The sequence below is a fragment of the Aquiflexum gelatinilyticum genome (assembly GCF_024741135.1).
Taxonomy (GTDB): Bacteria; Bacteroidota; Bacteroidia; order Cytophagales; family Cyclobacteriaceae; genus Cognataquiflexum; species Cognataquiflexum gelatinilyticum.
Window position 1 is genome coordinate 383,502 of record NZ_JANSUY010000001.1, and the last position, 12,813, is coordinate 396,314.

At 39.9% G+C, this 12,813-nt stretch carries 9 protein-coding genes; 7 read left to right on the forward strand and 2 right to left on the reverse strand.

The window, feature by feature from the left end; translation table 11 throughout:
• Position 1: 1 nt before the first annotated feature.
• Positions 2–430, reverse strand: coding sequence for an antitoxin Xre/MbcA/ParS toxin-binding domain-containing protein (locus NU887_RS01625; RefSeq protein WP_258421606.1), 429 nt, complete (start codon positions 428–430; stop codon positions 2–4).
• 183 nt (positions 431–613) lie between these two features.
• Between NU887_RS01625 and NU887_RS01630 the strand changes: the two genes are divergently transcribed.
• From NU887_RS01630 to NU887_RS01640, 3 genes are all read left to right on the forward strand, one after another.
• Positions 614–904 (forward strand): AbrB/MazE/SpoVT family DNA-binding domain-containing protein, encoded by a 291-nt coding sequence (locus tag NU887_RS01630; protein ID WP_258421607.1) that lies wholly within the window; start codon positions 614–616, stop codon positions 902–904.
• On the forward strand, positions 901–1,236 hold the full coding sequence (locus tag NU887_RS01635; RefSeq protein WP_258421608.1) for a type II toxin-antitoxin system PemK/MazF family toxin: 336 nt from the start codon (positions 901–903) through the stop codon (positions 1,234–1,236). Before NU887_RS01630 ends, NU887_RS01635 begins: the two co-directional genes overlap by 4 nt.
• Before the next feature lie 152 nt (positions 1,237–1,388).
• Positions 1,389–2,213, forward strand: a complete 825-nt coding sequence (locus NU887_RS01640) for a helix-turn-helix domain-containing protein (protein WP_258421609.1) — start codon at positions 1,389–1,391, stop codon at positions 2,211–2,213.
• Between the two features lie 225 nt (positions 2,214–2,438).
• Here NU887_RS01640 and NU887_RS01645 read toward each other — a convergent pair whose 3' ends face one another.
• A complete protein-coding gene (locus tag NU887_RS01645; RefSeq protein ID WP_258421610.1) occupies positions 2,439–5,321 on the reverse strand; it encodes a triple tyrosine motif-containing protein in 2,883 nt (960 codons plus the stop codon).
• A gap of 251 nt (positions 5,322–5,572) precedes the next feature.
• Between NU887_RS01645 and NU887_RS01650 the strand changes: the two genes are divergently transcribed.
• From NU887_RS01650 to NU887_RS01665, 4 genes are read left to right on the forward strand one after another with little or no spacing between them, the layout of a single operon-like run.
• Positions 5,573–8,653 carry a SusC/RagA family TonB-linked outer membrane protein gene (locus NU887_RS01650; protein WP_258421611.1) on the forward strand — a complete coding sequence of 1,027 codons (3,081 nt, stop codon included), beginning with the start codon at positions 5,573–5,575 and terminating at the stop codon, positions 8,651–8,653.
• Between the two features lie 5 nt (positions 8,654–8,658).
• Positions 8,659–10,128 carry a RagB/SusD family nutrient uptake outer membrane protein gene (locus tag NU887_RS01655; protein WP_258421612.1) on the forward strand — a complete coding sequence of 490 codons (1,470 nt, stop codon included), beginning with the start codon at positions 8,659–8,661 and terminating at the stop codon, positions 10,126–10,128.
• A gap of 13 nt (positions 10,129–10,141) precedes the next feature.
• Complete coding sequence (locus NU887_RS01660; RefSeq protein ID WP_258421613.1) at positions 10,142–11,635, forward strand: PKD domain-containing protein; 1,494 nt, start codon at positions 10,142–10,144, stop codon at positions 11,633–11,635.
• 18 nt (positions 11,636–11,653) lie between these two features.
• Positions 11,654–12,772, forward strand: a complete 1,119-nt coding sequence (locus NU887_RS01665; protein ID WP_258421614.1) for a glycoside hydrolase family 16 protein — start codon at positions 11,654–11,656, stop codon at positions 12,770–12,772.
• The last annotated feature ends 41 nt before the right edge of the window (positions 12,773–12,813 follow it).

Consider the following 12,813-nt stretch of genomic DNA (forward strand, 5'->3'; position numbering starts at 1 on the left):
TCTACACGTTATCGCCATATTCCATGGCCGTCAACCTGTCATCTGTAAACCTGATTCCTGACGAAGTGCTTAGAAAATCCTTTGGAGCAAGGTTGTCAAAAAAGTAATTCTTGGTATCAAGCCATTTGTCGAAGTTTTCAGCATTTCCAAATACATCTATTCCGTGTTGGTACAGGGACAAAAGCAAAACCAAATGTTCTTTTAAGCTTTCTTTTAGGTCAGATTCAGATTTGCGATAGTTCCTCAGCGTCTTGACACTGACATCCAGCCAATGGGCTATCACCTCATCGCTGAATGAAGTAATCTCCTTTAGGTAGTTGAGGTATTGTAGATCCACTTCCTCATTTTTGATAAAAAACAAGATGTCGATGTCGTTGCCAATGGCAGGAACATGCGATTTGCTGAATTTCGGAAATGAAGTAACGCCCATAAAGGAAGAAATTTAGAACTCAAATATAGGGAAAATATACCGTATTAAAAAGGTAAAATTACCAAATTAAGTATATCATTCTCATTTGATAATAAATGACAATTGAAAAGATTTGCAATGCTATGAATTTAGAATTTTTTAATTATTGTTATAACAAGTTATTACATTTTCGTATAATCGTACATGGAAACAAAAGTCAGAAAGATCGGAAACAGCAGTGGGGTGATTTTGCCTAAAACACTGATAGAAAAATATAACCTTACTGATGTGGTCATCGAAGACAATGGAGATGGAATTGTGATCCGACCTGCCAATACTTCCATGTTTCAGGTAAAATTGGCAGAGGTCAAAAGGAACAAAGAGGAAATTTATGCAAAAATGGGGGAACAGGCAGGAGAGGAGCGAATTAATGATTTCTATTCCAAGGAGGAAATTGAATTTGGTAATATTGACCTAGAAATCCTCGATTTATGAAATATGGTGAAGTTTGGCTTGTTAATTTTGAGCCTCAGGTTGGACAAGAAATTAGAAAAACCCGTCCTGCGATCATTGTGAATCACGATTCGGTAGGCAAACTCCCCCTTAAAATTGTTGTTCCACTTACCGATGCATTAAAAACCAAACAGGAGTGGATGGTAGAATTGAAACCCAGTCAAAGCAACGGATTGGAAAAAGAGTCTTTTGCCGATTGTTTTCAAATCAAAAGTTTATCAGAACAAAGACTGATTAAGAAAATCGGAATTTTAAATGAAGATGAAATTTCTGAAATTCAGATTACTTTGATCAAAGTCTTGAACTTAATATGATTCTAAATTTCAGAGTATCTCAAGTCTCATATCTCATATCTCACCTCTAATTCTCAAATGCCGTGTAAATGTCGGGTTTAATCCTCCCCAAATTCGGATTGGTTTTCTGAAATTCAACCCAAATTGCGATGGTAAAACAAAACCATATTATCATGAAACAACCGGAATTGGGCCAAAAGATTCTCGAACTGAGAAAGGCCAAAGGATTGACACAGGAAGAACTTGTGGAGCTATGCAATATCAACGTGCGCACCATACAGCGTATCGAAGCCGGGGAGGTGACTCCGAGGAGTTATACCATCAAAAGTATTCTGGAAGTATTGGGTTACGATTTCAAAGAAATCCAACAAACCAATGATCAAAATTCAGTCATCAGTCCCGAAATAATCGGAAAAGCTGCATTTCTAAAAACAGCCTTTTTTGTAGGAATCGTTTATTTCCTGTTGGCTTTTGTGGAAGGTATATTTGATTATTGGCAAACTGGGGAGGATATCAGTCCGGAAGCAGCACCTTGGTATATCGCCGTCAAGATCGGTATCATGCTCACTTTTGGGGTTTTCACTTTTGGATTTTACAGGTTGAGTCTGATCAAACCAAACGTGATTGTCAAAGCTGCAAGTATCTTATTGATCATTGCAACATGCTTTGGTGTGGCAGCAGACATTTATGGATTTAACAACGCTTCTGTTTGGCAGTCGGTACAATTTTCCAAGGCCATTCTTTTCGGAGCACTTTACATCGTTTTTGGCTTGGGACTAATCAGGTACCAAACTGATTTTGGGTCTTTTGCCTTGGTCACAGGAATATTGAGCATCATTTCAGGAATCGCTTTCCTGAGCATCATTTTGGCTATTCCGGGTTTGTTTGTATTCACCATCTTCGAAATCTTACAACTTGTCCTGCTTTACAAAGCTTATGAATCCATTACAGGCAAAAGCCCGAGTCCAAAAAATTTGGATATCCATGCTTTTGGGTGAAAGTTTGGGAATAGGTTATTGGGTTATTGGTTGTTATTGTCAACTGACCACGGACGACAGTCGACTTCTGGAAATAATCAAGTCAGCACTTTCAAAGTGAAAAAAAGGCCTAAAATTCAAACTGATTATTTCGATAAAAGCATTTTCAATTATAAATCCCTGCTCTGGTTTACAGAGCAGGGATTTTTTGTCTCAAGTCTCCTGTCTTAAATCTTACATCTTTTTTCAAAATTTTAAAATAAACTCCTGAAGGTTTGCTGTCCTTTCAAGGTGCATTTTTTTGCGGAGCCGGTATCTTGCGATTTCAATCCCCCGTGTGGAAATGTTCATCAGGTACGCTATTTCTTTTGAGGAAAGGTTCATCCGCAGGTAAGCACTTAGTTTGATTTCCTGAGGGCTGAGATCGGGGTATTGTTTTTTGAAGCGGTTCATAAAGTCTCCATGAACCTGGTCAAAGTGGATTTCAAACTGTTCCCAATCTTTGTCTCCGGCTATATTTTTATCAATGCTGAGGATGACTTTTTCTATTTCGCTTTTTACTTCCTGGTTTTTACTTTTCTTGATGATGGAGTTCAGGTGGGTTTTGGTCTGGTCTATAAATCCATTTTTATTGATCAGATGCATCGTTGCTGAAGCTAGTTCTTTGTCTTTGGCCTGAATTTCAGACTCAAGTTTTTCATTCCTTAACTTCTCTATTTCTTCTTGTGAATTTTTAAGGGCAGTTTCCTTTTGGATGAGGGCTTTCCTTTGGGAATCTGTGATCCGGATGGTTTTCTTATGGTATCTCTTTTCGATCATTGTATAGATGAAATATGCAGCGGCTAGCACCAATAAGAAATAAACAAAATAGGCCAAAGCTGATCTGTACCATGGAGGATACACTTCAAATGAAAATGTATTGGCATCACTGGTCTGACCGTAAATATTTTTGCTCCTGATGTGAAAGGTGTATTTTCCTTCGCGGAGATTGGTGTAGGCTTTGTCCCTTTTGAAGGTCCATTCTCCAAATCCTTCCTCAAATCCCTCCAACCAAAACTGGAATTGCGTAGAATTCTCATTGTTAGGGATCGGGTTTGTAAATTCAAACCTGATATTTGCCAAATCATATTCAAAAGATGGGACTTTTTGATTTTCCTCTCTTTCGGGCGTTATGGGCAAAGGCCTATAGTTTCCATTAAAAACCAGTGAATCTGATTGACCTGTGAGATAAACCGCTCTGATAATGGTTGGAAATGAAGGAGTCGAAGGCGTTTTATTTTCCAATTTGTACCAAATAAAACCGTCATTGGCTGCAAAAAGGACTTCGTTGGACCTGATCAATGAGATGTTTTGTAAGTCATCATTGAGGAAGGGGATGATTTTGTTGAAAATTTGATGGTTTTTGACATAAGTTCCATTGATCTGTTTTTCCAAAACCCCAACTTCTTTGTCCCCGATATAGAAGATATTTCCCAATGGATCTTCTACCATGCTTGTTACCAAAAAATCAAAATCAAAATATTTGGAAAAAAACGAATCTGCTTCAAACTTGTCATTCTCGGCATTGTAGTTGTATATTCCATATTCTGTGGAAAAAATCAATCGGTTGTTGATTTTCCAGACTGAAATCAGCAAGCTCGTGGGTAGTCCGGATTCCGTTCCGTAATATTTTACATCCAATGAATCAAGTTCTGGGTTTAGACGGAGTCTGTAGACTCCTTTATATCCATGGGTCATCCAGATTGTACCATCCAAATCCTGTTCAAATATCCTCGATGATTCATCAAAGCCTTTGAGTTTTCTCAAAAACTTCAACTGATCACCTTCAAATTTGTAAAGCTGCAAGCCGCTGTAGCTTCCTACAATAACCAGATCGGGATGGTCCTTTAAGGATTGGAAATTCCAGATCCCGCCCATTCCCCCTGCTGGAATTGCATTAAAATCTTTGATGGTAAATGCCCCGTCATTATGCGCCATCAGCAGGTTGTTCTGGATTTGGTTTATTCTGTAGACCTGCCCGGAGGACCCTGGGACGGCTTCGATTGGCAAACTTTTCCCCTCATCAAATTTTTGAACTGAAAGACCATTGTTTGTCCCATAATAAATCGCACCCATATGGAAAGCAGCATTGTAACCCGTCCCGGGAAGTCCTGCATATTGATCGATCAGCCTAAATGGTAAGCTGAGTTCTAGCAATGTGATCCCGTTGTTATGGCCGATCCAAAGGTTTCCTGATATGTCTTCAAAAAGGGAAATGATGGAGTTGTTCTGAAGTCCGTTTTCCTTTTCCATCTGCAAAACAATATCACCTAAATCATCGACAACAAAAAGTCCGTTGCTCTGTGTTCCTATGGCAATGTTTCCGTTTTTAAGCCTGATTGCCTCGTTTATTTTTGCTGGAATGGGTATTTCATTTTTCCAAGGCGCTACACCTGCGGAGCTTGAAGTGTAAATGCCATTATCCCGGGTAAATACCAGTTTCTGGTTATTTCCTTGGGAAATAATCCCTGTGACAAGTTTTCCTTTAAAAAAATCTCCAAAATCTTCTGAAATGAATTTTTCATTTTCAAAAATATAAAGGCCATTTTCCAGTTGATTGCCAAATACTCTGTTATTGGAAAGGTGAAAGCTCTCGAATTCCGGTTTGTTTTCGGTAATTGAAATCAATTCATGTCTATCTGAAAAAGTAAAAACTTCCTGAAAAGTACAGAAAATGATTTTATTGTGAAGCAGAAAGATTTTCCAGATTTCTTCTAGGTTTTTGTAAGTTTCCGGAAGCAGATTCAATAGGGAGTGATATTGCAAAAAACCTTGTTCATCGGGCTTAAAATAGCCAAATTCACCTTGACCCGCCACATAAATAATCCCATTTTCATCGATGGAGACATCCCTGATTTTAGTACTGTTGGGAAGCGAATACCTTCTCCAGGTCGTGCCGTCATATTCCAACAGACCAAAGTTGTTGGCGACATAGATTAAACCAGATTCGCTTTGTGAAATTGCAAAGTTCTGGATGCCTCCATGATATTCTTTACTGGAATAAAATTTTGAAATAGGAAGGCCGGGTATCTGACCTGAAAGATCCAAAGCAATCAAGCAAAGGATTGATATTAAACAAACGTATTTCATATTTTGGGCATTGTTAAAACCAAGATATGAATTTTCTGAATGATGTATGTTTTTTTTTGATTTGGTGAGTTATTATTAAATTTGAATATCTACGTCCATTTGCTTAAAATCAATATTTTTTAATTTAAAGTTGAGTTTTTGTGAAGTAGGTGAAGTAATGTTGATGTAGTATTGATGTAGTACTTTTTTTTGGTTATCTTTTTATTATGACGTGATTTGAGCTAGTTGACATTTAAATCCAAAGTATGTTTATGAAAAAAGTTTTATGGTTGAGTTTTGCCATGCTTATTCATTTTTGTGCAATTGCACAAACGGGGATGATCAAAGGCAAAGTCGTTGACGAAAAGGGAGAAACACTTCCCGGAGTCAACATTTTGAAAGTAGGCACCCTCCTCGGGACCATTTCCGACATGGATGGTAATTTTACCTTAGAGGGTAAAGAAGGTGATGAACTCAAGTTGAGCTTCATAGGTTTCAAAACACAATTGGTCAAGGTGAGTTCTAGCCTTCAGGTAGAAGTGACCATGCCCTTTGAAATCAGTTCGCTCAATGAGGTCATTGTAGTGGGCTATGGTACGGCGACAAAAAAGGAACTAACAGGCGCAGTATCCCAAGTCAAAGGGGAAGACATTGCCAAAATGAATATGCCTAGAGTAGACCAGGCACTTCAGGGACAATTGGCCGGTGTCAGTATTTCCACCAATTCCGGGGCTCCGGGTGGAACGTCCAATATCCGAATCAGGGGTATAGGTACTTTCGGTAACAATAACCCGCTTATCTTGGTAGATGGGGTTATCTATGATGCAGCGGGACTCAATGCCTTGAATCCTGATGATATCGAATCCATCAACGTTTTGAAAGATGGAACGGCAGGTATTTATGGCGTTAGGGCTGCAAATGGTGTTGTTTTGATTGAAACTAAAAAAGGTTCAGTTAATACCAAAGCTTCTTTGGATTTTTCTGCCTTCTATGGAGTTCAGCAGACAGCAAGGAAACTTGATCTATTGAATGCAAGAGAATATGCAATCCTTAAAAATGAAGCCTTTGCGGCGGGTGGTCAAGTACCTCCTTTCAATAATACCAACCTTGGTGAAGGTACAAACTGGCAGAACGAAATTTTTGAAACTGCTCCTATCCAAGATTACAACCTAACTGTAACAGGTGGGTCAGCAAAATCTTCTTACTCAATTGGCGGATCTTATTTTTCTCAACAAGGTATTGTAGGCGGGCCAAAAGCGAATTTTCAAAGATACAATGCGAGGTTGAATTTCATCACCGAATTGGCTCCAAAGGTAAAGCTTACGAATGTGTTGTTATATACGCATGAATACAGCAATGGAATCGCTCAAGGTGGAATCGGGTCAGTGCTTTACAACACGGTCAATGCTTATCCTACCGAACCTGTTTTTATTGACGGCAGGTTCTCTTATCTCGACAATGTGGCAGATATTATCAACCCATTGGCACAGTTACAGAATACATACAACGATTCTTGGGTCAACAAACTGGTAGGTAAGGAAGAAATATCTTATGAAATCGATGAGCATTTCACCTTAGTGGGTAGAGCCGGCTATAATTTTGCTATGGTTGACTTCAAAGCTTTCAACCCTTTAGTTTGGTATGGAGCGGGTAAATTTGCCAACTCTGCAGCTAACGCCAATTTGGATCCTGTGATTGTGAATATCGGAAACATTGCGGTCGAAAGAGGTGCAAACGTATTTGAATCAAGAAACACATTTTTGGATTACAACTTTGAAGCATTTTTAAATTACAACAGGACATTTAACAATGTCCACAGGATTAGAAGTACAGCCGGGGTTTCTTATCTTGGAAATAGAAGTCTTGGATTGAATGGCACAGGATTCAATATCCCTAATAATTCTTTGGATTATGCAGATATATCAGCCAATCAGGCTCAAGGTGGATACCTTAATAATGTTGGATCTTTCCAAGGAAGACAGAAGCTCACTTCAGTTTTTTTAAGAGGAGAATATGACTATGAGCAGCGGTATATTTTCTCAGCCATTATCAGAAGAGACGGTTCAACCAATTTTGGTGAAAACAATAGGATCGGTTACTTCCCTTCTTTTTCAGGGGCATGGGTACTTTCTGAGGAATCGTTTTTCAGTTCAAAAGTTATTGACTTTGTAAAATTAAGAGCCAGTTTTGGTATTTCCGGAAACGACCAAATAGGTCTCTTCAGATATAGAGGTTTACTTAATGGAGAAGGAACCTACGTTTTCAACAATTCACTTCAAAACGGTGCCGCTATCGGTACGACGAGCAATCCTGATTTGAAGTGGGAGACGACCTATCAGACTAATATCGGAGTAGATTTCACTGTTTTGAGAAATTTCGATTTTACAACAAATTATTTCATCAAAAATACAAGGGATTTACTTTTTCAACCTGAAGTTTCATCACTTATCGGTTCTTATGGTCCGGGAGGTGCACCACCAATCATCAATGCCGGCGATGTTTTGAACAGGGGTTGGGAATTGGAATTGGCATATGCATCAAGCAGGCAGACCGGAGTCAATTTCAGGATGGATTACAATGTTACTTTCCTACACAATGAGGTAACCAAAGTTCCGGAAGGATTTGACTTCATTCCGGGTGCTGGCTTTAGCGTAGGTGGAAACGTGGCCACAAGATTCCAAAAAGGCTTTCCAATCGGATATTTTATAGGATATCAGACAGATGGTATTTTCCAGACAGCTGAAGAAATTGCTACAAGCCCTGTCGTGCAGCAAGGTGCCCAACCTGGTGATCTGAGATTTGTTGATCAAAACCGTGACGGACAGATTAATTTTGGAGATGATTCTGATAGGGCATTTGTAGGTTCTCCTATCCCTGATGTGATTATGGGCTTCAACTTCGGTTTGGACTTCAAAGGGTTTGACTTCTCTGCCAATATTTTTGCGGCATTAGGTCAGGAAATCATCAGAAACTATGAAAGACAACAGCCTTTTGCCAATCAGTTGGCATACAATATCAACAGATGGACAGGACCGGGAACATCAAATGAAGTTCCAAGATTGACCACTGGAGCAACCCGAAATACCGTTTTCTCTGATTTTTATGTAGAAGATGGTTCTTATTTGAGGTTGAGAAACGTGCAGTTAGGTTATACACTTCCTACAGAGATTACAGGAAAAATCGGTCTCAGTTCATTGAGATTTTATGTTGCGGCCAACAACCTCCTGACTTTGACCCGTTACATGGGTTATGATCCGGATGTGGGATCTGGCAACCCTCTTTTTGCAGGTGTTGATGGAGGTATCTATCCTCAAGCAAAAACTATCATGGGCGGTATAAACATTAAATTTTGATTGACATGAAAAAGAAATTTATATTGATTTTGGTAGGCATGAGTATGTTTTTCTCATGTGACCAGTTATTGGACATAGAGCCAGAATATACCCAAGATGCAGAAAACTTCTTCAATACACCGGAGGACTTCAATAGGGCATTGACGGGAGCGTACGATTTGATGCAGGCTTCATACCTTATCCAATGGATAGGAGAGATCGCATCTGACAATGCCATAGCAGGAGGTGAAAGTGTGAATGACTCACGTGGTTTGCATGAAATAGAGACTATGACCCATGGAGGTGTCAACTCAGAACTTCGTGACCTCATGCGGTTCAATTATGCAGGAATAGCAAGGACCAATTATATCTTTGAAAACAAAGATAAAATCAACTTTGATGGTAAAGATCAAATTTTGGCAGAAGCCTCATTCTTAAGGGCCTACTATTATTTTGTGTTGGTCAGTTTTTTTGGTGATGTTCCTCTTGTAGTGGACAAGAGATTATCAATCAGTGAAATTCCGAATACTGATAGAGCTCCAAAAGCCCAGGTTTATGAACAAATTGAGAAGGACCTTCAAGTAGCCATGGAAACTTTACCTTGGACAAATCCTACCATTGGAAGGATAACCAAAGGAGCTGCTATGGCTTTGATGGGAAAGGTATTGTTGTATCAAGGAAAATTTCCGGAAGCCGCTACTATTTTGGGAGACCTGATTACCAACAATCAGGCAGGGTACGGGCTTTTCAACGATTACAGCAGGTTGTTTTTTGTGGCAAACGAAAACATCAATGAAGATGTCTTTACCATCCAATATACAGGATTGGAAGGAGGGGGATATGGATGCCTTGTCTGTCTTGAAGGAAATGCGGCAGTAGGTTTTAATGGAATCCGCCAATACAATGGCCCACTTTACGGTGATGGAAACAGTTACAACCTTCCTACTCAGGATCTATATGATGCATTTGCAGACAATGATCCAAGACGGGCAGCCACATTGTTAGACATAGATGCATTTATCGCTGCCCAGCCTAATGCTGACGACATTACCTATGCTATAGGCGGTGGAGGTCATACAGGATATTACAACAATAAGTACATCAAAAGGTTGGATGAAAGAGGATTGCCTGATGATGACCTTACAAGCCCGTTAAATTACCGTGTAATCAGGTATGCAGATGTTTTGCTAATGGCAGCAGAGGCATTCCAAAGAACAGGAAATGATGGAAGGGCAAGAACTGAACTCAATAAAGTCAGAGCAAGGGTGAATATGCCTTCGATTACAAGTTCAGGGCCACAGCTTTTGGAAGATATCCTTACTGAAAGGAGATTGGAATTGTCAGGTGAAGGATACAGGTTTTTTGACTTGGTCAGGACAGGAAAAGCAGCCCAAGAAATCCAAGGATTTGTTGTAGGAAAGCATGAATTGTTTCCAATTCCACAAGTAGAAATTGACTTGGCAGGTGGCAAATGGAGACAAAACCCAGGATACTAAAATTGAATCAAACATGAAAAAATATTTAAATTATCTCATTTTATTATTGCCTCTGATCATATTGGGGGCATGTATTGAAGAATATTCTTTGGATGCCTTGCCACCCACAGAAGAAGATGCAGCGTTTACTTTCCAAGCTAGTGCCGAAAGTGATAACATTATCAATTTCACGGCCAATTCGGAGTTTTTTATCATGAATTGGGATTTGGGAAATGGATCTACCGGAACGGGTAAAACTGTAACAGGTACTTATCCATTGAAAGGTACTTACACTGTAACGCTCACCATATTCAACGCGGGTGGGAATGTGACTTCTACCAGAACTGTGGTTATTGAAGAGACAGATCCTGTTTTATTAGATAAGCCACTTTATAATTTCCTTACAGGTGGTCCTTCGGCAGTTGATGGGAAAATCTGGGTAGTTGATTCAGCATCTGCTGGCCACTTTGGAGTCGGTCCCGACCCTATTCAGGCAGGATATTTCCCTGAATGGTATCAGGCCAAAGCCAATGAAAAAGCTGGTGGTGGAATGTACGATGACAGGTATACTTTCAAACTGGCAGGTTTTGGATTTGATATGAAGACTAATGGAGATGTTTATATCAATGCTGCTCAAGGACCTAATTTTCCGGGAGCTGTTGATTCAGGTGTTGGAGATTTGCGTGCACCGTTTACTGCACCATCGGGACTTTCTTGGACTATCGTCGAACCTGAAACAGGTTTCCCAACTTTAACCATCGCATCGAGTGGATTTTTGGGATATTTTGCTGGGAGCAGGACCTATCAGATCTTAAGTATAGATGATGACCAGATGTTCTTGAGGTATATTGATCAGGCCAATGCAGGTCTTTCATGGTACATTAGACTTATCCGGGCCGGTTACGACAGTACTTCCGGTGGAGGAGGTGGCGATCCTGATCCCGATCCCGATCCTGACCCAAGTGATGGGACACTCACTTTACAGGATCTCATCGGCAATGGCAGCAAAGCTTGGAAATTAAAGCCTGCTGCAAAAGCATTTGGTGTAGGCCCATCTCCGGGAAGTGATGAATATTATCCAAATGGAGAAGATCTTTCTACCGCACGTGCCTGTCTTTTCAATGATGAGTTTATTTTCAATGATGGGGGATTATTTGAATATGATGCCAAAGGAGATTTCTTCGGGGAGTTTTATATGGGGGTAGATACTGAAGGATGTCAGCCTGAAGCCAACTTGACAGGTAAACCCGGAGAGGCATGGAAATCAGGTTCTCATACTTTTACCTTTGCGGAAGGAAATGAATCCACAAGGTCAAAAATAACGGTTACAGGGACAGGAGCCTTTATTGTTTTGCCTAAAGCATTCAATGGTGGTGAATATACAGCAGGTCCCCCTACAGCAAACAAATCAGTGACATATGACGTTCTGAACTATGTCAAAGATGGGAATAAAGAGGAACTGACAATCATTATTGATGTATCAAATAATGGCACTGTATTCTGGTCATTTATTTTGATTCCTGCTTAAAATTAAATGATTTTAATAATGGCAAAAGTCAAATTGATCTATCTTCTGTTTTTAGCTGTATTTGCATCAGCTTCTTGTTCGCAGGAAGAAGTAGACCAACAGGTGTTGCTTCCAAGTAATCTGCAGGTAACGGTTGAAAAAACCGGTAAAGGTGCTGTGAAGATTGATTTTCAGGCAGTCGATGCTAACTTTTATAAAGTAAGCTATGGTCTTCCAAATCAAGTGCCTGAGAGGGTAGTAGGTACATCTGTGGTATATAATTATAATGCCGAAGGAACCTATACGATCAGGGTGCAAGCTCATTCCACAGAATCGGATTTTATTTCTTCGACTAAAAGTGTGGAAATCACAGGTGCGGAACTTGGAGGGGAGATTCCATTGACAGGATTTGAAAGTCCGCTGACCTATAACGGCTACAATCTGGTCTGGAACGATGAATTTGGAGGTTCAAGCCTTTCTTCAGACTGGGTGTTTGAAATCGGAGATGGATGTCCAAATCTTTGTGGATGGGGAAACAATGAGCTTGAATATTATAGGCAGGAAAACGCTGAAGTGAGAGATGGATACCTTATCATCAAAGCAAAACAGGAAAATTTTGGAAGCAGAAACTATACTTCCTCCAGAATCAAAACCCAAGGTAAAAAATCATTTACTTATGGTAGGATAGATGTCAGGGCTGCTTTGCCAAAAGGACAGGGGATTTGGCCTGCAATCTGGATGCTTGGTGATAATATCACGACTGTCAATTGGCCTGCTTGCGGTGAAATAGATATCATGGAGCTAATCGGTGGTAATGCTGATGGTAGGGATAATACCATTCATGGCACCGTTCACTGGGACAATAATGGAAACTATGCCCAATTTGGCGGAAGTAAGAAAAAAAGCTCTGGCATATTCAACGGTGAGTTTCATGTCTTTTCCATTATTTGGGATAAAAACAAAATTGTCTGGTTGTTGGACAATGTTCCATATCACGAAATAGACATTACTCCTGCTGCATTGGATGAATTTAGAAAACCTTTCTTTTTATTGCTCAATGTAGCAGTAGGGGGTAACTGGCCCGGAAATCCTAACGGGACCACGGCATTTCCACAACAGATGGTAGTGGATTACTTCAGGGTGTTCCAAGAAAATTAGAAATTTATAAGGACATAAAAACCGGAATTTCTTCCGGTTTT